The 19107-nt window shown below is 62.4% G+C and carries 21 protein-coding genes; 10 read left to right on the top strand and 11 right to left on the bottom strand.

The genetic code is table 11. From position 1 onward, the window contains the following. Positions 1-33 precede the first annotated feature (33 nt). Entirely contained in the window at positions 34-1554 is a 1521-nt protein-coding gene (locus ACQKQA_RS18635) for an FAD-dependent oxidoreductase (protein ID WP_427560633.1), read from the top strand. A gap of 145 nt (positions 1555-1699) precedes the next feature. Here the strand turns inward: ACQKQA_RS18635 and hemB are convergent, their stop codons facing one another. Beyond that, the gene (gene hemB / locus ACQKQA_RS18630; protein WP_427560631.1) at positions 1700-2674 is read right to left on the bottom strand and encodes a porphobilinogen synthase; all 975 of its coding nucleotides are present in this window, start codon (positions 2672-2674) and stop codon (positions 1700-1702) included. Positions 2675-3161: 487 nt separating this feature from the next. On the opposite strand from hemB, the gene ACQKQA_RS18625 reads away from it, so the two are divergent. Beyond that, positions 3162-3701 carry an Hsp20/alpha crystallin family protein gene (locus ACQKQA_RS18625; protein ID WP_427560628.1) on the top strand — a complete coding sequence of 180 codons (540 nt, stop codon included), beginning with the start codon at positions 3162-3164 and terminating at the stop codon, positions 3699-3701. Positions 3702-3813: 112 nt separating this feature from the next. Here the strand turns inward: ACQKQA_RS18625 and ACQKQA_RS18620 are convergent, their stop codons facing one another. Then, entirely contained in the window at positions 3814-4212 is a 399-nt protein-coding gene (locus ACQKQA_RS18620; protein ID WP_427560625.1) for a DUF1801 domain-containing protein, read from the bottom strand. An 81-nt stretch (positions 4213-4293) separates the two neighbouring features. Further along, the gene (locus tag ACQKQA_RS18615; RefSeq protein ID WP_427560623.1) at positions 4294-4752 is read right to left on the bottom strand and encodes an Lrp/AsnC family transcriptional regulator; all 459 of its coding nucleotides are present in this window, start codon (positions 4750-4752) and stop codon (positions 4294-4296) included. A gap of 125 nt (positions 4753-4877) precedes the next feature. On the opposite strand from ACQKQA_RS18615, the gene ACQKQA_RS18610 reads away from it, so the two are divergent. From ACQKQA_RS18610 to ACQKQA_RS18600, 3 genes are read left to right on the top strand one after another with little or no spacing between them, the layout of a single operon-like run. Further along, a complete protein-coding gene (locus ACQKQA_RS18610; protein ID WP_427560620.1) occupies positions 4878-5615 on the top strand; it encodes an AzlC family ABC transporter permease in 738 nt (245 codons plus the stop codon). After that, positions 5612-5914, top strand: coding sequence for an AzlD family protein (locus ACQKQA_RS18605; protein WP_427560617.1), 303 nt, complete (start codon positions 5612-5614; stop codon positions 5912-5914). The genes ACQKQA_RS18610 and ACQKQA_RS18605 overlap by 4 nt, the downstream gene beginning before the upstream one ends. Before the next feature lie 26 nt (positions 5915-5940). Continuing rightward, entirely contained in the window at positions 5941-6741 is an 801-nt protein-coding gene (locus tag ACQKQA_RS18600; protein WP_427560614.1) for an alpha/beta fold hydrolase, read from the top strand. Positions 6742-6777: 36 nt separating this feature from the next. Here the strand turns inward: ACQKQA_RS18600 and ACQKQA_RS18595 are convergent, their stop codons facing one another. After that, positions 6778-7761 carry a cupin domain-containing protein gene (locus ACQKQA_RS18595; protein WP_427560611.1) on the bottom strand — a complete coding sequence of 328 codons (984 nt, stop codon included), beginning with the start codon at positions 7759-7761 and terminating at the stop codon, positions 6778-6780. Positions 7762-7817: 56 nt separating this feature from the next. On the opposite strand from ACQKQA_RS18595, the gene ACQKQA_RS18590 reads away from it, so the two are divergent. The 4 genes from ACQKQA_RS18590 to ACQKQA_RS18575 all read left to right on the top strand — a co-directional run bounded on the left by ACQKQA_RS18590 (position 7818) and on the right by ACQKQA_RS18575 (position 10512). After that, a complete protein-coding gene (locus tag ACQKQA_RS18590; protein WP_427560608.1) occupies positions 7818-8594 on the top strand; it encodes an alpha/beta hydrolase in 777 nt (258 codons plus the stop codon). Positions 8595-8851: 257 nt separating this feature from the next. Further along, entirely contained in the window at positions 8852-9112 is a 261-nt protein-coding gene (locus tag ACQKQA_RS18585) for a hypothetical protein (protein ID WP_427560605.1), read from the top strand. Positions 9113-9797: 685 nt separating this feature from the next. Then, entirely contained in the window at positions 9798-10100 is a 303-nt protein-coding gene (locus ACQKQA_RS18580) for a DUF7660 family protein (protein ID WP_427560603.1), read from the top strand. After that, entirely contained in the window at positions 10093-10512 is a 420-nt protein-coding gene (locus ACQKQA_RS18575; protein ID WP_427560600.1) for a hypothetical protein, read from the top strand. The genes ACQKQA_RS18580 and ACQKQA_RS18575 overlap by 8 nt, the downstream gene beginning before the upstream one ends. Before the next feature lie 283 nt (positions 10513-10795). Here ACQKQA_RS18575 and ACQKQA_RS18570 read toward each other — a convergent pair whose 3' ends face one another. The 7 genes from ACQKQA_RS18570 to ACQKQA_RS18540 form a co-directional block, all read right to left on the bottom strand. Further along, the gene (locus tag ACQKQA_RS18570; protein WP_427560598.1) at positions 10796-11395 is read right to left on the bottom strand and encodes a hypothetical protein; all 600 of its coding nucleotides are present in this window, start codon (positions 11393-11395) and stop codon (positions 10796-10798) included. 760 nt (positions 11396-12155) lie between these two features. Next, positions 12156-13391, bottom strand: a complete 1236-nt coding sequence (locus ACQKQA_RS18565) for a saccharopine dehydrogenase family protein (protein WP_427560595.1) — start codon at positions 13389-13391, stop codon at positions 12156-12158. A 26-nt stretch (positions 13392-13417) separates the two neighbouring features. After that, complete coding sequence (gene nspC / locus ACQKQA_RS18560) at positions 13418-14515, bottom strand: carboxynorspermidine decarboxylase (protein WP_427560593.1); 1098 nt, start codon at positions 14513-14515, stop codon at positions 13418-13420. 202 nt (positions 14516-14717) lie between these two features. Then, complete coding sequence (locus ACQKQA_RS18555; RefSeq protein WP_427560590.1) at positions 14718-15131, bottom strand: arsenate reductase ArsC; 414 nt, start codon at positions 15129-15131, stop codon at positions 14718-14720. 183 nt (positions 15132-15314) lie between these two features. After that, positions 15315-16250, bottom strand: coding sequence for a Ppx/GppA family phosphatase (locus tag ACQKQA_RS18550; protein WP_427560587.1), 936 nt, complete (start codon positions 16248-16250; stop codon positions 15315-15317). A 300-nt stretch (positions 16251-16550) separates the two neighbouring features. Then, positions 16551-17393: a PhzF family phenazine biosynthesis protein gene (locus ACQKQA_RS18545; RefSeq protein ID WP_427560584.1), complete on the bottom strand. Its 843-nt coding sequence runs from the start codon at positions 17391-17393 to the stop codon at positions 16551-16553. 147 nt (positions 17394-17540) lie between these two features. After that, on the bottom strand, positions 17541-18245 hold the full coding sequence (locus ACQKQA_RS18540; protein WP_427560581.1) for a glutathione S-transferase family protein: 705 nt from the start codon (positions 18243-18245) through the stop codon (positions 17541-17543). 329 nt (positions 18246-18574) lie between these two features. On the opposite strand from ACQKQA_RS18540, the gene ACQKQA_RS18535 reads away from it, so the two are divergent. Beyond that, positions 18575-19107: histidine phosphatase family protein (locus ACQKQA_RS18535; RefSeq protein ID WP_427560579.1), on the top strand; the 533-nt coding region annotated here is incomplete at its 3' end.

The following is a 19107-nucleotide window of genomic DNA, read 5'->3' as shown; positions in this document are numbered from 1 at the left end:
GCATGACATTGATCTCAGCACGAGGGCAAGGACATGAACCGCAGCGACGTACTGATCATTGGCGCCGGCCCCACCGGCCTGGTTCTGGCGCTGTGGCTGAGCCGCCAAGGGGTCAAGGTGCGCATCCTCGACCAGACCGCCGGCCCGGGCACCACCTCCCGGGCCCTGGCGGTACAGGCCCGGACCCTTGAGCTGTACCGCCAGCTGGACCTGACCCAGGCCATCCTCGACCGGGGCCACCGGGTACCGGCCGCCAACCTCTGGGTCAAGGGCGAACAGGCCGCCCACCTGCCGTTGAGCAGCATCGGCGCGGACCTGACGCCCTACCCCTTCCTGGAAATCTATCCGCAGGACGAACATGAGCAACTGCTGATCGAACGCCTGGAACGCTTCGGTGTGATGGTCGAGCGCCGCACCGAGCTGCTGAGTTTCACCGACCACGGCCACCTGATCAGCGCCCAGCTGCGCGGTGCCGACGGCCAGGAAGAAACCTGCCAGGCCTTCTACCTGGCCGGCTGCGACGGCGCCCGCTCGACGGTGCGCAAGACCCTCGGCATCGACTTCCCCGGCGGCACCTACCAACAGGTGTTCTATGTGGCGGACGTCGACGCCCGGGGGCCGGCGCTCAATGGCGAGCTGCACGCCGACCTCGACGAAGCGGATTTCCTCGCGGTGTTCCCGCTGGCCGGCGAAGGCCGGGCGCGGTTGATCGGCACGGTGCGCGACGAACGCGCGGAACAGGCCGAGACCCTGCAGTTCGAGGACGTCAGCCGGCGCGCCATGGACAACCTCAAGGTGCAGGTCGACCGGGTCAACTGGTTCTCCACCTACCGCGTGCATCACCGGGTGGCCGAGCGCTTCGCCGTCGGCCGCGCCTTCCTCCTGGGCGATGCCGCCCATGTGCACAGCCCGGCCGGCGGCCAGGGCATGAACACCGGGATCGGCGACGCCATCAACCTGGCCTGGAAGCTCGCCGCGGTGCTCGGCGGCAAGTCCTCGGAACACCTGCTGGCGACCTATGAGCTGGAGCGCATCGAATTCGCCCGGCGCCTGGTGGCCACCACCGACCGGGTGTTCACCTTCGTCACCGCCGACGGGCCGATCGCCAACCTGCTGCGCACCCGCCTGGCGCCCTTGCTGATTCCCAAGGTGACCGCCCTGGAAGCGGCGCGGGAGTTTCTGTTCCGCACGGTGTCGCAGATCACCCTCAACTACCGCGACATGCCCTTGAGCGTCGGCAGCGCCGGCCATGTCCACGGCGGCGATCGCCTGCCCTGGGCCCATGGCGCGGCGACCGACAACTTCGCCGGCCTCGACTACCTGGGGTGGCAGGTGCATGTGTACGGGATTACCAGCGACGCCCTGCGCGCCTGGTGCGCCGAGCGGCAACTGCCGTTGACGGTGTTCGACTGGGAACCGGCGCACCAGGCCGCCGGCCTCTCGCGCAACGGCTTCTATCTGCTGCGGCCGGACACCTACGTGGCGCTGGCCGAGCGCTCGGCGGACCCGAAGGTGCTGGAGCGGTATTTCGAGGAGCACAAGATCACGCTGTGAGCGGGGTGCTTGCCGTGATTCTTGTACTGGACGGCCTGACGTCATCGCGGGCAAGCCTCGCTCCTACAAAGCCCACAACCTTGTAGGAGCGAGCGGGCGGCGATCCGACTTGCCCGCGATAAGGCCCTTGAGGGTTACAGTCGCGTCAGATCCCGCTCAACGCCAGGTCCATCGCGAAGTAGGTGAAGATCAGGTCCGCGCCGGCGCGCTTGATCGAACCCAGGCTTTCGCGCACCACCCGCGCTTCGTCGATGGCACCGGCCAACGCGCCGAACTTGATCATCGCGTACTCGCCGCTGACCTGATACGCCGTCACCGGCAGGCGCGAGGCCTCGCGGATGTCGCGGATGATGTCGAGGTAGGCACCGGCCGGCTTGACCATCAGCGAGTCCGCGCCTTCCTGCTCGTCCAGCAAAGACTCGCGCACCGCTTCGCGGCGGTTCATCGGGTTCATCTGGTAGCTCTTGCGGTCGCCCTTCAACGCGCTGCCGCCCGCCTCGCGGAACGGGCCGTAGAGCGCCGAGGCGAACTTGGTGGAATAGGCCATGATCGCGGTCTGGGTGAAACCGGCTTCGTCCAGGGCGCGGCGAATGGCCTGGACCTGCCCGTCCATGGCCGCCGACGGCGCGATCACATCGGCGCCGGCGCGGGCCGCGGCCACTGCCTGCTTGCCGAGGTTGACCAGGGTCTGGTCGTTGTCCACTTCATGGCCGTGCAGCACGCCGCAGTGGCCGTGGTCTGTGTACTCGCAGAAACAGGTGTCGGACATCACGATCATTTCCGGCACCGCGTCCTTGGCGATCCGCGACATGCGCGACACCAGGCCGTTGTCGTTCCAGGTATCGCTGCCAGTGCTGTCCAGGTGGTGCGAGACGCCGAAGGTCATCACCGACTTGATCCCCGCCCGGGCGTAACGCTCGATCTCCCCGGCCAGCTTGGATTCCGGAATGCGCATCACCCCCGGCATGCTCTTGATCGGCACGAAATCGTCGATCTCTTCCTCGACGAAAATCGGCAGCACCAGATCGTTGAGGGTGAATTCGGTTTCCTGGAACAGGCTGCGCATCTGCTCGGAACGACGCAGGCGACGGGGACGGGCTTGGGGGAACTGGCTGGACATGGGATCTCCTCAAGGCAGGCCGGGCGAACGGGCCCGGGGCGAAAAAAGAGGGAAGCTTATGCCCGAAGCCGCGACCGATACAAACCCCTCCAGGCCAAGACTACGTTTCAGTTTTGGTAACAATGCCGTCAGAGTGGCTAGCTACGCCTGTCAGACAATTGGCCCGCGCCGCAACTGTACGGCCGATTTCCGATCTAAATAAGACACGCACGAACCGTTCGAGCAGCCATTGAAGGCCAGTGCTCCTGCGCTCATTTGTCGCGTGTGCAGAGCCACTCGCCCATGGAAGCAACCCCCTGGCGAATCGTCTGCCGGGCACCCCATCGAAGGTTTCGATCGAGCCCCTCGGCAGCCAGCTTCGCAGGCCGGTTGTCGCGGGCGGGAGAACCGGGCGTGCAGGCACGCAGGCCCGGTTCCTGTTCTGTCGGCGGCGGGTCGCCCCAGGGAACGCTAGCGGCCCGCCCCTTAACCCAGGAGGAGAAGCGAAATGGCCACCGTGAAAAAAATGCCGATCCAGACTGAAGACAAGGCCACCAGGCGTTCGACCATGAGCGACCTGTGGCTACCCCTGGACAAATTGCGGCAACAGGTCGACCACCTGTTCGAAGACTTCTATCGCGGCCCCGGCCTGTCGCCATTCAGCCGCGGGCTGTTCGATACCGAACCGTTCTGGCGGCGCGAACTGATCGGTCGCGGCATGCCTGCCGTGGATATCACCGAGAAGGAGGAAAGCTTCGAAATCACTGCCGAACTGCCCGGCATGGATCAGAAGAATATCGAGCTCAAACTCTCCAACGGAAGCCTGATCATCAAGGGCGAAAAGAGAGAGGAAACGGAAGAAAGAAGGCAAGGCTACCACTTGAGCGAGCGTCATTACGGTTCCTTCGAGCGGGTGTTCAACCTGCCCAAAGGGGTCGACACCGACAAGATCGAGGCCAGTTTCAGCAAAGGCGTGTTGCGCATCTCGCTGCCGAAAAAGCCCGCCGCCCTGAGCGCGGACAAGGTCGTACCGATCAAGAGCGAATGACCCCAGGCCAACAAGCCCCTTGTCGGGAAACCGACCAGGGGCTTTTTTCCGCCTGCCGGCAATCGATGCGGTGAATCCGTCGCCGCCGGGCAGATGCCTGGCGGCCCGATGCTCAGCGCGCAGTATTGAGCGCCACGGCCGCGCGGATCAGCGCCTGCAACGCCGCCTCATCGAGGCGGTCACCCTCATGCAGATCGATCGCCCGCCGGGTGTTGCCGTCCAGGCTGGCATTGAACAGACCCGCCGGATCGTCCAACGCCGCGCCTTTGGCGAAAGTCAGCTTCACCACGTTCTTGTAGCTCTCGCCGGTGCAGAGGATGCCGCCGTGGGACCACACCGGCACCCCGCGCCACTTCCACTCCTCGACCGCTTCCGGGTCGGCCTGGCGGATCAGCGCCCGGACCCGGGCCAGCCTCTCGCCGCGCCAGTCGCCCAGTTCCTCGATGCGTCCGTCGATCAGCCGCGAGGCGTTTTCCCCTGCCGGCATGGCGTCGCTGGTGTGCTTGTTCATCCTGGTCTCCCGAGTGATGGCTGTCGCCCCGACCCTTGAGTATCGCCGACCGGGCATTTCCCTCCAGCCAGCCGACGAACGTTACACCGGCAGTTCGGTGGTCAGCTTGATCTTCTGCATGGGGATTTCCGTCTTCAGGTTCTGCACGCCCTTGATCCGGGCCAGGTGCTTGACCTGGAACTGGCGGTAGGCCTCCAGGTCGGCCGCCACCACCCGCAGCAGGAAATCGCAGTCCCCCGCCATCAGGTGGCACTCCAGCACTTCCGGCAGTTCGCGCACGGCATCGACGAAGCGGTCCACCGTGACCTCGTCCTGCCCGGTCAGCCAGACCCGCACGAACAGAGTCAGCGCCGCGTTGACCTTCAAGGGATTGACCAGCGCCACATAGCGCTCGATGACCCCGGCCTCTTCCAGCAGGCGTACCCGCCTCAGGCAAGGGGATGGCGAGAGCCCGACCTGTTTGGCCAGCTCCAGGTTCTGCAAGCGCCCGTCGCGTTGCAGGGCCCGCAGGATACGGCGATCGATAGCGTCAAGCTCCATTGGCATCGGGTTCCACAGTTTGTTTTATCAAGAGTCATGGATGCCAATGTTCAAGGTTTTTACCCATTCTTGGCAATCCGATTTCCCTCAACGGCTGGAATAATTGACCCACCTGGAGGTGAAACATGAATCAAAGCAATCCGACCCTGGCGGCCAGCCGCAACAGGGCATTCGATCAAGAACTGTCACGCGGCGCCAAGGCCGCCTTACCAGTGCTGTTGGGGTTTATCCCCTTCGCCCTGGTGCTGGGGGCGCAAGCCTCGCAAAAAGGCTTGAGCACCAGCGCCGTGGCGCTGCTGACCGGCCTGAACTTCGGCGGCGGCTCGGAGTTCGCCGCTATCGAGCTCTGGTCTTCGCCGCCACAGATGCTGGTGATCGTGGCCATGACACTGCTGGTCAACAGCCGGCACCTGCTGATGGGCGCCACCCTGGCGCCCTACCTGCAGCATTTGCCGCTGCGCAAGGCGCTGCCGTCGCTGTTCCTGATGTGCGACGAAAGTTGGGCCATGGGCCTGGACGATGCCCGGCGCAACGACCGGCCCACAGCGGCTCCGGCCTTCAGCCTGGGGTATTACCTGGGGGTGGCGCTGTGCCTGTGGCTGACTTGGGTGCTGTTCACCGCGCTGGGCGCGCTGATCGGCCCGGCCCTGGGGGATGTGCGTGCCTACGGCTTCGACATGGCCTTCGCCGCGGTCTTCCTGGTGTTGCTGCGCGGCATGTGGCGCGGGGTGCAGGCGGCGCTGCCGTGGTTGTTCAGCCTGCTCACCGCTGCGTTGTGCTACCGGCTGCTGCCGGGGGGCTGGTATGTGCTGGCCGGGACCGTGGCCGGCCTGGTCATGGCTTATCTGTGGGCGAAAGCATGATCGACACCCTGACGCTGCTCACCCTCCTGGCCATGGCCGGCGTGACCTACCTCACCCGGGTCCTGGGTTTTGTCCTGCTGCGCAACCGGACCCTCGGCCCCACCGTGCAGGAAGTCATGCTCGCGGCCCCCGGCTGCGTGCTGATCGCGGTGATCGCGCCGAAGTTCGTCAGCGGGCATCCTGCCGACCTGATCGCCCTGGCGCTGACCCTGCTCGCCGCCACCCGCCTGCCCCTGCTGCCCGTGGTGCTGATTGCCATCCTGGCAACGGCGACGCTACGTTACTTGCTGCCCGCCTGAGCGCTGAGTCGAGGACTGCAATGCCAATGCTTGTCAACGAAGAAACCCGTTGGATCGAGACATCCTGCGGCCGTCTGTTTTCCCGTCGCTGGTCCCCTGCCACCAAAAACGGCGACCGCCACCCACCGCCGATCATCCTGTTCCATGACTCCCTGGGCTGCGTGGAACTGTGGCGGGATTTTCCGCAGCGCCTGTGCCAGGCCACCGGGCGCGAAGTGCTGGCCTACGACCGGCTCGGCTTCGGCCAGTCCGATGCTTATCCGGGAGACCTGCCCACAGGCTTTATCCGCGACGAGGCCGAGCGCTTCTTTCCGCTGCTGCTGGGGCAATGGCAGATCGAAGCGTTCGTCGCCTTCGGCCATAGCGTCGGCGGGGCCATGGCCGCCACCTGCGCGGCGCGTTATCCGCAGCAGTGCCAGGCGCTGATCACCGAGTCGGCCCAGGCCTTTGTCGAAGACCGCACCCGCCAGGGCATCCAGCTGGCCAAGGAGCAGTTCCAGGCCCCCGGACAAATGCAGCGGCTGCACAGATACCACGGTGCCAAGGCGCCCTGGGTGCTGGCGGCCTGGACCGAGACCTGGCTGTCGGAGGCTTTCGCGCCCTGGACCCTGGACAGCAGCGCGGCCGCGATCGACTGCCCGCTGCTGGTGCTGCATGGCGCGGACGACGAATACGGCTCGCTGCTGCACCCCGAGCGAATCGCCAGCCTGGCGACGGCGTCCAGCCGTTGCCTGATCCTGGACGACTGCCGTCACGTGCCGCATCGCGAGGCGACGGACGCGGTGTTACAGGCGGTGCAGCAACATCTGCGGATCGATGCCGAATAGCGCAGCAGGAAAAACCTGCCTCCTGCGTACAGGGGCTCAGTTCCTGCTGAACCTGCGCCACTGCATGGGAGACATCTCATGCCGGCCCTTGAACGCCCGGCTGAACGCAGCTTCGGAGGTGTAGCCGACCTGATCGGCGATATCGGCAATCGATAATCGGCTGTAGCGCAGCAGCTCCGCGGCCCGGTCCAGGCGCCAGGCCGTCAGGTAGCTCAAGGGCGCCTGCCCGACGATACGCTGGAAGCGGTCCGCGAAGGCCGAGCGGGACAGATTGACCAAGGTGGCAAGGTCACTGACGCTCCAGGCCCTGCCGGGGTCGGCATGCATGGCGGACATCGCCGGGTTGATGCGTTCGTCGATCGCGCCGGACAGCCAGCCATGGCCAATGGCCCCGTCCGTGGCCCAGGTGCGCAGCAGCTGGACGAAGATGACGTCGAGCAATCGGGAGATCATCGCCGCGGCACCGGCGCGCGGGTTCAGCGCTTCATCCAGAATGAAGTGACAGCTCAGCTCCAGCCACTCGAAAGGCCGCTCTCGCAAGCCCTTCAGAATCAGTACGGGCGGCAGCACCGACAACAGACGCTGCGACAGCATGCCGTCAAAACCGAACTCTCCGCATAGCCAAGTGGTATCTCCGCTGCCGAGCGTCAAGCTCGCCCGATCGTAGTGCTGGCGCGCCAGGTCCGTGACCAGAGCCGCCGGGCGCCCTGAGCGGTCCGACAGCACATGGCCGTGGCCGTGCATCAGCATCACCAGGTCCCCCTGCGAGGCCCGGTACTGCTCCTCGATGCCCTCCACCTCTATCGCCACGCTCCCGCTGCGGATGATGTGCAGGCGGAATTTGCCCGGCGCGAAGCGCATGCCGAAAGGCGCCGCGGCGGCACAGGTAAAGACCGTGTTTCCCCGAACGCGTATCAGCTCCAGCACATCTGAAAAGACGTCGCGCTTGAAGGCGAAAGGATCGGACTCAACCTCCGGCTCCGTCGGCGTTTGAGCAAAGAACTCCGGCTTTTTCGCCATGTTTCGTCCCCCGGACGGCCACTATGATGGACGTATCATTCACAAGGAGCCCCCCGATGGTAAAGACGATTCTTCTGGTGCACGGCGCGTGGGGAACCCCGGAGTGCTGGGCCCATTTCAAGTCATGGTTCGAGGCGCAAGGCTATACGGTCGTGGTTCCGACCTGGCCTTACATGGATAAGCCCGCCGAGGAACTGCGGCGCAATCCGGACCCGCGCCTGGGCAAGCAGACCATCAAGGGCCTTGTGGACCATTTCGAGGCACAGGTGCGCGCGCTGCCAACGCCTCCGATCCTGATCGGGCACTCCTTCGGCGGCCTGATCGTACAGATGCTCCTCGATCGCGGATTGGGCGCGGCCGGCGTGGCCATCGACTCGGCGCCGCCCCGGGGCATCCTCCCCAGCATGACCGCGACCCGGTCCGCGCTGCCGATCCTGATGGCCTGGCGCGGCTGGAGTCGAATCCTGTCGATGTCGTTCGGCAGCTTCTCCAGGACGTTCGCCAATACCCTGCCCACCCACGAACAACAGGCGGCCTACGACCGGCACATCGTCCCGGCTCCCGGGCGTATCTACTTCCAGGCGGCACTGGGTGTCGGCAACGCCGTCAACTTCAAGAATCCGCAACGCGCGCCGTTGCTGCTGATCGCCGGCCAGGAGGATCGCACCTGCACCGTTTCGATGGCCCGCGCCATGCTGCGCAAACACCGCCAGGCCCCCAGCCGCACGGACCTGATCGAGTTTCCGGCTCGCAGCCATTGGATCATCGCCGAACCGGGCTGGGAGGAAGTGGCCGAGAAGACCCTTGCCTGGGTGAAAATCCATTCGCGATAGATGCCGTGAAAACGGGCCGGCTGTTTCCTGGCTGCCCGCCTCGAGTTCCGGATTCAGCCGGTCGATGCCGGATCCTGGACGACTGCCGCCAGGTGCCTCATCGCGTAGTGGGCGGTCTCGTTGGCCAGGGTGTCCCGTGCAGCGAGCGGATGATATGCAGCGAACAATCGGTGGATGCCGCCCCTCCGCCGGCCCTTCCTTAAAATCTCCAAACAGGCTTACATACCAAGTACCAGCATGAGTTCAGGCGAGACGGCATGACACTTTCCAAAGGCAATATCATAAAGTTGGTCGATGCTGACCGAGCAACGATAGTGCTCTCTGATTGGCTGAACTCCCGGGAGGCGATTCCTGGAGATATCGCCGTGGTGGAAGAAATTTCAATCACCGAGACTGGACGCATCGTTCGCCTATTGTGCGAGCCGCGTGCAGGATTTCTCGAATGGCGAACCTCGTTTCTTGAGGCCGGATTGACCTACGAGGTGCTTTTTAACTATCCCAATGACGTCCTCTCTTGAAGTCTGCATTGGGTCGACTTCAGCCCGTCGTGATAGACCGCAACCGGCCAGAGGCAGTATCCGGCCAAAAGCGGTCTTTTACGTAGAAAATCTGTGCCTGCTCATGGGGTTTGAACATAATCTCACTCATCTTGATTCTGGACCCTTGCATCGTATGGAAGATTGTCAATTCACACTGGAGCAGTTGGCATCACGGTCTGGAACTGCTCAGATGGATAAACAGGTGAGAGATTGGCTGGTTAGTCTCCCAAACGCTGATAGGGTCGATTTTTTAAAGCGTCTCTGGCCATTGAACTACCGATACTCACTTGCACTATTCCAAGCGGCACAGTTGTCCAGACCAGAAAGAGAGCATCTACTCAGACACTGGCTGCGTGCAGGCCAACACAATACAGCTGAAGAACTCATCCGGCGGATGGTACCGACTCTTGGGGAAAAGAAGTTTTGGCAGATAGCATCTGAAGAACAGCTTTCATCGGCTATGCGAGATTTCTTGAACTACCACAGCCATGGATGCCTGGATTCGAATTCCGGTAAAGAGTGAGCCCATGGCCACTTTGGCGAAAACGGTCGTTCAGATGAGACCGCTTTCAACCCAAAGCAGGCGTTGCTTGCGGCTGAAGTTGACCATCCGTGATGCTGTATTGCAGCATGCAATTACTCGTTACACCTTGCTTGGAAACCTATGCCTACCCCGGTAGATCTTGATGAGTTGTTAGAACATGTCAGAGATGAGGAGTCGTTCATTCGATTTATCAAGATGCTTGGTGCTGATTTTGCCAACGAGCGTTTGTTGGAAAAGATGTCTCCTTCATCGCCCTATGGGCCAGGCGCTTTAGGGTGGGAAAACGCATCTATTGACGCGTTTCTCGATGCTGCGGGCTCGTGGGCAGACTCCAGCGCTCGATATCCCTTGACCGACGTTACGGTATCGAACGTATGGCATCGCTGTGCAGCCATTCTGTTGGCCGGAAAGTTTTATGAGTGAAATGAGCGCTAACCGGAAGAAGCCCATGATCAGGGTGTTATCGAAGAAGGAAGTCAAGGAGCTTTCGGTGGAAGCCGAGGCCAACGGTTTGACGCTGAGTGATCTTGCCGCCACTTGCGAGAAGTTCGATGTTGCACCGCAAGATGTGTTGAACGAGCTAGCTGTCGCGGTCGCCGAAGGCTATCTAGAGGGATCTTTGATTTATGATTTCTGCGATGGCGTCATGAACGGGATCATAGGTGCCATCGTTGAAGTGGGCATGACTGACGATCTCCCCCAGCCCGCTTTCTCGCTTTACCAAGCGTTCGATCAAGGTGAATGGATCCGCAGTAACGACCCACTGGAGACTGTACCCAGTGAGAAATACACGAAGCCGTTGGTCCTGGAAATAATGCGCGCTCTTAGAGGCTAGCTTTCGCAGATAGAGAGTTTTTTGCTTCAGGCGCGATGTACCCACTGCGTGATGGAGATGAACCTCGTGACTTGCGGAACCGCTTTTGGCTAAAAGGCGCCGGTAAGGCCCATTAGAGTGGGGTACCCTTATTCGGAGCAGCAGCTTTGTACTGGTATTTCCCCACATTGTTTTTCCACGGTAAGTAGTCCACTAAAATCACACGATTGGCTACCCCGTCTTCCCCCACACGAAACCCAGGCATTTGTCGCAGATCGAGCTGCAAGTACTGATTTGCAAGCACCTATTGCAACTCAGGATCTGGATGAAAATATTCAGGACGGGAATAGTGTTCTTGAAGTGTCACATCGCATCTTACGACTTGGCCCTTTACGTTGGCAGTGAAATCAAAGCGTGCTCTGCCGAACGCATTTATTGATTGCTTGGCCACCACGTTGTCCCAGAAAAAACGACTTCCAGCAGCAGTCCATTGGTGCCTCAGTTCGTAATCAGGAATTGGCGACGTATTACCGGAAGATATCAAAGGCGCGACGATCTCAAGGCTGCCATCAATTGGATTCTGGAGACCTTCTGGTACGCTCTCCCAGACACTGCTCCAGCACACATCAGCTACGAAATCCGCGAAGCCGGATGGAGCGCCACCGTCAGTTGGTTGCGCCTCGCAGAGTAATACATCTCCTTGGCGATCGAGCTTCATCCGCAATCTCGCGCGACCTTGCATCCCCTCGCCATTCGCCCAGAACGCACTGAGAGCCAAGGTAGTACGCAGAACCCTGATGTAGCGTCTCTCCTCCAGACGTTTGATTTCTTCTGAGGAGAGGAAAGTTGGAGCGGACTTGCCACCGCTATCGACCCAAGCATTAATTCGCTGGGCGGTGGTCAACTGGTGGCAACCAGAGAGGACCGCCAAACCTGTCAGTAAAGCAGCGTGGAGGTTAGCCGACAATCAGTCCGTGATTTCAATGTAATGCTGGGCACTCATGAGTTCCTTGCAACAACAAAAGCGCTATTTTGCCTTGAAAGCCAGACCACAGTACATTGCAACTCGATTTCCGTCGGCGGTCTACTTGAATCGCCTGAAAAGTGTTTAGTTTTGGTCAGAGCCTGCGATGCTAAAAATTTACTCCTATTACTTTGAAGAGCTGATCTTTAAATTCTCCTTCAGAGACAGCGAAGGCGCTAACAATCCTCCATGGCTCGAAAGTGAGGACTTTCCGCCGCTGTCTCCGCGACGAGCAATCGCAGTTTCCAAACTCGCTGTTCTCGAAATGCTTAGGGCATATCCCTATGCCGAACCTCAATTTCACGCTTGTGCATTAAAAAAGGTCAACGACTCTGACAGTGGATGGTGGTACTACGACATCGATTGGATGGTCTACCCTCCAGAATGCGGCGACCGGAGCGTAGTAAACGTGCCAGTTATGCTAAATGGACGAGTGCCCTCATATGAAGTATTCAAATATGAGGATCGATATTCTGCATGGAAAAGTTAGCGTAGTGCGAAGGCTAGATTTTCATGTGCGCTGCACTAACTGCACGGCGACGTTGTTCCAGTGGGAAAGATAGGAAGAGTCGATAGCAAAGTGCGCCCAAACGGGCGCACTTTGTTTTTATAGCTGCTTACTTCCGAAACCCGAGCGCACTCAGTTCCAGGGACGATCGCCGTTCTCGTCCTTGACGCGGGTCGGCAGGCCCATCACGTCCAGCGCCTTGAGGAACGGCTCGGCCGGCAGTTCCTCGACGTTGACCATGCGCTGCACGTCCCATTCGCCACGGGCCACCAGCAGGGCCGCGGCCACGGGCGGAACGCCGGCGGTGTAGGAAATGCCCTGGCTGTCGGTTTCGGCGTAGGCTTCTTCGTGGTCGGCGACGTTGTAGATGAAGACTTCGCGCGGCTGGCCATCCTTGGTGCCCTTGACCAGGTCGCCGATGCAGGTCTTGCCGGTGTAGCCCGGCGCCAGCGAGGCGGGGTCAGGCAGCACGGCCTTGACCACTTTCAGCGGTACCACTTCCAGGCCTTCGGCGGTCTTGACCGGTTGCTCGGAGAGCAGGCCGAGGTTGCGCAGAACGGTGAACACGTTGATGTAGTGCTCGCCGAAGCTCATCCAGAAACGCACGTTGGGCACGTCGAGGTTCTTCGACAGCGAGTGCACTTCGTCGTGGCCGGTCAGGTACAGGTTTTGCGAGCCGACTACCGGCAGGTCGTCGGTGCGCTTGACTTCGAACATGGTGTTGCTGGTCCACTGGCTGTCCTGCCAGCTCCACACCTGCCCGGTGAATTCGCGGAAATTGATTTCCGGATCGAAGTTGGTGGCGAAATATTTGCCATGGGAACCGGCATTGACGTCGAGGATGTCGATCGAATCAATGCGGTCGAAATACTGTTGCTTGGCCAGGGCGGCATAGGCATTGACCACACCCGGGTCGAAGCCGACGCCGAGAATGGCGGTGACGTTTTTCTGCTGGCATTCCTCGAGGTGCTTCCACTCGTAGTTGCCGTACCAGGGCGGGGTCTCGCAGATCTTGCCCGGCTCTTCGTGGATGGCGGTGTCCAGGTAGGCCACGCCGGTATCGATGCAGGCACGCAGCACCGACATGTTGAGGAAGGCGGAACCGACGTTGATGACGATCTGCGATTCGGTCTCGCGGATCAGCGCCTTGGTCGCCTCGACATCCAGTGCATTGAGCGAGAAGGCCTGGATATCGGCGGGCTGCTTGAGGCTGCCCTTGGCCTTGACGCTGTCGATGATGGCCTGGCATTTGGAGATGTTGCGCGACGCGATAGCAATACGACCGAGTTCATCGTTGTGCTGCGCGCACTTGTGGGCCACCACCTTGGCGACACCTCCTGCACCAATGATAAGAACGTTCTTCTTCAATTTGTTTATCTCTCCTTTCTGCCCGCTTACGAGAGGCTGGACAGGTAGTCTTCGAACCCAAACTCACGAACCACCTCGACGCTGCCGTCGAGCTGCTTCACTACGATGGACGGCATTTTCAGGCCGTTGAACCAGTTTTTCTTGACCATGGTGTAGCCCGCTGCGTCCACGAACGACAGCCGATCGCCGATGGCCAGCGGACGATCGAATTGGTACTCGCCGAAGATGTCTCCGGCCAGGCAGGACTTGCCGCACACCATGTAGGTGTGTTCGCCCGAACTGGGCGCCAGCTTGGCGTTCAAGCGATAGATCAGCAGATCGAGCATGTGCGCTTCGATGGAGCTGTCCACCACCGCCAGGTGCTTGCCGTTGTAGAGGGTGTCGAGCACGGTGACTTCCAGCGACGCGCTCTGGGTGATCGCGGCTTCGCCCGGCTCCAGGTAGACCTGCACGCCGTACTGCTCGGAGAACGCCTTGAGGCGCGCGCAGAACGCGTCCAGCTCATAGCCTTCGCCGGTGAAGTGGATGCCGCCGCCGAGGCTGACCCATTCGACCTTGTGCAGCAGGTGGCCGAAACGTTCCTCGATGGTGCCCAGCATCTGGTCGAACAGGCCGAAGTCGGCGTTCTCGCAGTTGTTGTGGAACATGAAGCCGGAGATCTGCTCGATCACCGCTTCGACCTTCACCGGGTCCCACTCGCCCAGGCGGCTGAACGGGCGTGCCGGGTCGGCCAGCAGGTAGTCGGAGCTGCTCACCTGGGGGTTGACCCGCAGGCCGCGGACCTTGCCTTCGGAGGCTTCGGCGAAGCGCTGCAGCTGGCCGATGGAGTTGAAGATGATCTTGTCGCAGTTGTCGAGCATCTCTTCGATCTCGTCGTCGGCCCAGGCCACGCTGTAGGCGTGGGTCTCGCCGGCGAACTTCTGCCGGCCGAGCTTGAGCTCGTAGAGCGAGGACGAGGTGGTGCCGTCCATGTACTGCTGCATCAGGTCGAACACCGACCAGGTGGCGAAGCACTTGAGCGCCAGCAGGGCCTTGGCCCCGGACTGTTCGCGCACGTAGGCGATCTTCTCCATGTTGCCCAGCAGTTTCTGCTTGTCGATGAGGTAGTACGGCGTTTTGATCATTTCGAGGCCTCCGGCCAGGCCAGCCAAAAAAAGGATGCGCATTGTGCCTTCACTTGCCGCGTATCGAAAGGGCAGAAAGCACCCCGCACCGGGTCAATGCCTCAAGTCGCCGCCAGATCGCCTGGCTCGCCGCCGCATCCCGGGGCCCTCGACCGCGCCGCGAGCCGCCCGCCAGAGCCTCCCCGCGGCACCCCGACGCCGGTCATGGCCGAGTCTTTACGGTGATGAACATGTGGAGCCGGTCATGGATCTCCTGGAGGCAGTGGCGGAACGGCTCAGGCCGCTCGCTGGTGCTGGGGTCCTCGAAGCTCCAGGCGATCACCTCGCCGGAGGACGGCATGCGCGCGACCTCTTCCGAAGACTTGTCGCACAGCGTGATGAGGTAGTGGAACGGCTGCCCGGCGAACTCGTCGATGGCCTTACTGCGCAGCCCCTGGGTGTCGATGCCGATGTGTTCGAGGGACGCCAGGGCGCGCGGGTCGATCTCGCTGGCCACCAGGCCGGCGCTGCAGGCCTCGAAGTGTTCGGCGTCGGCGTGACGCAGCAGCGCCTCGGCCATCAATGAGCGCGCATCGTTGCGGGCGCAGACGAACAGCACGCGGATTGGGTCGGTCATGGTCGTTCCCCCTTGTTACGGACAGCTGGGATAGTGCCGTCGATAACCGCACTTTTTATTACACCGTTTTTGGGGCCGAGTGATTCCCGGGCGATGGAGGGCACTCGCACCTTCGGCCGGTGCCAACGCAGCAGTGCGGCAGGAAGCTGGCGGGAACAGCAGACAGGAAGCCGTAGAAGGCAATCAGTTGTTACATATCAGGCCGTGCAACACCCCGAAGCGCAGGCCCGGTTCGGAAGGCGTCATCTGGACGATGCCGAACACCTTGAACGCCGCCAGCATCACCGCCAGGCCACCGGGCAGGCTGCCCAGGCGATGGGATTGCAGGCCCAGCAGCCGCAGGCGCTTGACGTGCCCGGCGTCCAGCAAACGTAGCGACAGGCGCAGCAGCCCGCCGTAGGTGATGCCGTCCTGGCCGTAGTCGTTCAGGCCGTTGACCCTGAGCACCTTGGCCAGGAAACGCGCGGTGCCGGAGGACCCTATGGCCTGCTCCCAGCCCAGCAGGCGATAACGCCGGGCCACTTTCTCGAACTTCAGGCTGGCCACGCGCTCGGCTTCCTGCAGGCCATGGGCCGAGACCGTGCCGCCGGGAAAGTAACGGGTGCCGAAGGTGCCGCTGCCGATGGCGATGCTCTCGGTCATCAGGGGCTGGGCCCCCTGCCCCAGGATCAGCTCGGTGGAACCGCCGCCGATATCCACCACCAGCCGCATGCTGCCGCCGCACGGCACGGTATGGGCCACGCCGGCGTACACCAGCCGGGCCTCTTCATGCCCGGAGATAACGTCGATGCGGAACCCCAGGTGCTGCTCCGCACTGGCCAGGAACAGCGGTGCGTTGTCGGCTTCGCGCACCGCGCTGGTGGCCACGGCCCGCACCCGCCCGGCCTCGAAACCGCGCAGCTTCTTGCCGAAGCGCGCCAGCGCCTGCCACCCCCGGTCCAGCGCCAACTCGTCCAGGGCGCCGCCCTGGAAACCTTCCGCCAGACGCACCGGCTCGCGCAGGGTCTTCACCTCCTGGATCATGAAGCCCTGGCTACGCCGCACCGGCTGGCCGATCATCAGGCGAAACGCATTGGACCCAAGGTCAATGGCTGCGAACAGGGAGGCGTCGCCTTTCATGGGGGATTCCTGGCAGATTCATCCACCGGCAGGCCGCGACCTGCCGCGCCCTCGAACGGGTTGGCGGCGATCTTGCCATGGGCTCGATGACGCCAAGATGACAGCACCGGCACCGTTCGCCGGAAAAGCGCCCGCCGCGCCCGATCAACGCCCCGCTGTCATCAGGCTGTCATTTGGCGCGGTGACACTGGCCTCAACAGCACCGCGTGCTCTCCTTTACGCTGCCACCTTGGGCAGCTTTTTTTGCCCGCGGATCCTGGCCAGCGCCGGCCCCGGCGGGCCACGGTCAATCGCCCTCGCCTACAGGCTCAGGCTGCCGTCGATACAGGTCACCGCCGAACCGCCGATCCAGATCTCGTCGCCGATCCGCTCGACCTGGATACGCCCGGCGCGGCCCATGCTCAGGCCCTGGCTGACCACGTAGGCGTCCGGCGCCAGACCGGCGCCCAGCAGCCATTGGGCAATGCCGGCGTTGAGGCTGCCGGTGGCCGGGTCTTCCGGCATGCCGTCGCCGGAAATGAAGGCCCGCACCTCGAACTGCGCCGCGTCGCCGTCGCGCTCGGGGTTCCAGGGGGCGATCACCCCCACCGCGAGGCCCTTGAGCTGCACGTAGTCGGGTTGCAGTTCGAGCACCTGGTCGCGCTCGGCCAGCAGCACGGCCAGCCACCCTGCCCCGTTGTCCACCCATTGCGCGTCGACGATGGCGCCGGGCGCCAGCTTCAGGCCCAGGCGCACCTGCTCCAGCAACCCGGCCTCCACCGGGCCGGACTTGAGCAAGGGCGGCGCGAGAAACGCCAGGTCGGCGCCGTTGCGGCGAATGCGCACCAGGCCGACCGCGCACTCCTGGACAATCTCCTCGCCCTTGGGCACACCACCGGCTTCCAGCCAGGCATGGCAACTGCCGAGGGTCGGATGGCCGGCGAACGGCAGTTCCTGCAGGGTGGTGAAGATCCGCAGGCGATAGTCGGCCCGTGGGTCCTTGGGGTCGAGGATGAAAGTGGTCTCGCTGAGGTTGGTCCAGTTGGCGAACGCCGCCATCCGCGCCTCGCTCAACTCGTCGGCGCCGAACACCACCGCCAGCGGGTTGCCCTTGAGCGGCTGGTTGCTGAAGACATCCACCTGTTTGAAATCGAATCGGCTCATTACGGGTCCTTGGCTGAATGAACGCGGTCAGGCCGGAACCGGCCTGATGGAAAACACAGAACCCTGTAGCCGCTGGCGCAGGCAGGTTCTACGACGACTGCGTCGTCGAGCGCAGGCTGCGCCAGCGGCTACAGGGTTAGATGGAGGTCAGACGGGCTTGGGAATTTCCAAGCCGCGGATCACCGCCGGGCGGGCGAGGAAGCGCTCCAGCACGCGCTGCACGTTGGGGAAGTCCTTGAAGCCCACCAGGTCGCCGGCTTCGTAGAAGCCGACCAGGTTGCGCACCCAGGGGAAGGTGGCGATGTCGGCGATGGTGTAGCGCTCGCCCATGATCCAGTCGCGGCCTTGCAGGCGGCCTTCGAGCACGCTCAGCAGACGGCGGGACTCGGCGACGTAGCGATCCCGCGGACGCTTGTCCTCGTAGTCCTTGCCGGCGAATTTATTGAAGAAGCCCAACTGGCCGAACATCGGGCCGATGCCGCCCATCTGGAACATCAGCCACTGGATAGTCTCGTAGCGCGCGGCGGTTTCCTGGGCCAGCAGTTGCCCGCTCTTGTCCGCGAGGTAGATCAGGATCGCGCCCGACTCGAACAGGGCCAGCGGCCGGTCGTCCGGCCCGTGGGGGTCGAGGATCGCCGGGATCTTGTTGTTCGGGTTCAGCGAGAGGAACTCGGGGGACATCTGGTCCTGGGTGTCGAAACTGACGCGGTGCGCCTCGTAGGGCAAGCCGATCTCTTCGAGCATGATCGAGACCTTGACGCCGTTGGGGGTCGGCAAGGAGTACAGCTGAATCCAGTCGGCGTACTGCGCGGGCCATTTCCGGGTGATGGGGAATGCGGAGAGATCGGTCATGACAGGCTTCCAATGACAGTCAGATGAAAGACCGTGGCCCGGGACCGGGCGGCGACGGCGCTTGATTATAAGCATCGGTGCACAGCGCGCATTCTTAAATTGGAAACATCCGGTGGTTAAGCTCCACGGCAACCGGACAGCGGTACGGATAAAGTAACGGACTCACGCGCGAAGTCATGCGCCAGGATCGAACCAAAAAGCGTCCTGGGACTCTGACCTGCCTGCGGGTAGAACACTCGTTCAATGACAGGGAAAACCACGGGATGCCAGGAGCTCGCCGTGGACAGGTTTGTCAGCCTCAACCGATTGCGCTGAAGTACCCACAATCAATGAAGAATCTGCTGAGTTTCACCCGACGCCTGCCCCGCCGCTCCTACGTGTTCTTTCCGGCGCTGCTGCTGACCAGTGCCCTGCTGCTGTCGCTGGAGTCCAGCGAAAGTCGCGCCCAGCCGGTGGACGGCACCCAGACCCTGGTCTTTTTGCGCCATGCGGAAAAACCCGCCGGCGGCCTCGGCCAGCTCAACTGCCAGGGCCTGAACCGCGCCATCGACCTGGCGTCCCTGCTGCCGGAAAAATTCGGCAAGGCCAATTACGTATTCGCCGCCAACCCGACGCGCAATGTCGAGGAAGGCGAGTTCGACAATTCCTACAGCTACATCCGCCCGCTGATGACCATCAGCCCCAGCGCGATCAAGCTCGGCCTGCCGGTGAACATCGAGTTCTCGGCCAACGACACCAGCGAACTGGCCGACGAACTGCTGCACGACCGCTATCACAACGCAATCGTCTACACCGCCTGGTCCCACGGTTATCTGCCGGAATTGATCAACAAGGTGGCGCGCAAGGCCGTCGGCGAAAAACG

It is taken from the genome of Pseudomonas sp. NPDC089530, assembly GCF_050280705.1.
GTDB lineage: Bacteria > Pseudomonadota > Gammaproteobacteria > Pseudomonadales > Pseudomonadaceae > Aquipseudomonas.
This window is presented reverse-complemented; position numbering and strand designations above follow the sequence as displayed.

Coding starts and splice junctions, on each gene's coding strand:
- ACQKQA_RS18585 (WP_427560605.1), top strand. CDS start 8,852: ATGACACTTTCCAAAGGCAATATCATAAAGTTGGTCGATGCTGACCGA.
- ACQKQA_RS18635 (WP_427560633.1), top strand. CDS start 34: ATGAACCGCAGCGACGTACTGATCATTGGCGCCGGCCCCACCGGCCTG.
- ACQKQA_RS18595 (WP_427560611.1), bottom strand. CDS start 7,761: ATGGCGAAAAAGCCGGAGTTCTTTGCTCAAACGCCGACGGAGCCGGAG.
- nspC (WP_427560593.1), bottom strand. CDS start 14,515: ATGATCAAAACGCCGTACTACCTCATCGACAAGCAGAAACTGCTGGGC.
- hemB (WP_427560631.1), bottom strand. CDS start 2,674: ATGTCCAGCCAGTTCCCCCAAGCCCGTCCCCGTCGCCTGCGTCGTTCC.
- ACQKQA_RS18580 (WP_427560603.1), top strand. CDS start 9,798: ATGCCTACCCCGGTAGATCTTGATGAGTTGTTAGAACATGTCAGAGAT.
- ACQKQA_RS18620 (WP_427560625.1), bottom strand. CDS start 4,212: ATGAACAAGCACACCAGCGACGCCATGCCGGCAGGGGAAAACGCCTCG.
- ACQKQA_RS18545 (WP_427560584.1), bottom strand. CDS start 17,393: ATGAGCCGATTCGATTTCAAACAGGTGGATGTCTTCAGCAACCAGCCG.
- ACQKQA_RS18625 (WP_427560628.1), top strand. CDS start 3,162: ATGGCCACCGTGAAAAAAATGCCGATCCAGACTGAAGACAAGGCCACC.
- ACQKQA_RS18540 (WP_427560581.1), bottom strand. CDS start 18,245: ATGACCGATCTCTCCGCATTCCCCATCACCCGGAAATGGCCCGCGCAG.
- ACQKQA_RS18610 (WP_427560620.1), top strand. CDS start 4,878: ATGAATCAAAGCAATCCGACCCTGGCGGCCAGCCGCAACAGGGCATTC.
- ACQKQA_RS18555 (WP_427560590.1), bottom strand. CDS start 15,131: ATGACCGACCCAATCCGCGTGCTGTTCGTCTGCGCCCGCAACGATGCG.
- ACQKQA_RS18605 (WP_427560617.1), top strand. CDS start 5,612: ATGATCGACACCCTGACGCTGCTCACCCTCCTGGCCATGGCCGGCGTG.
- ACQKQA_RS18590 (WP_427560608.1), top strand. CDS start 7,818: ATGGTAAAGACGATTCTTCTGGTGCACGGCGCGTGGGGAACCCCGGAG.
- ACQKQA_RS18550 (WP_427560587.1), bottom strand. CDS start 16,250: ATGAAAGGCGACGCCTCCCTGTTCGCAGCCATTGACCTTGGGTCCAAT.
- ACQKQA_RS18575 (WP_427560600.1), top strand. CDS start 10,093: ATGAGTGAAATGAGCGCTAACCGGAAGAAGCCCATGATCAGGGTGTTA.
- ACQKQA_RS18600 (WP_427560614.1), top strand. CDS start 5,941: ATGCTTGTCAACGAAGAAACCCGTTGGATCGAGACATCCTGCGGCCGT.
- ACQKQA_RS18615 (WP_427560623.1), bottom strand. CDS start 4,752: ATGGAGCTTGACGCTATCGATCGCCGTATCCTGCGGGCCCTGCAACGC.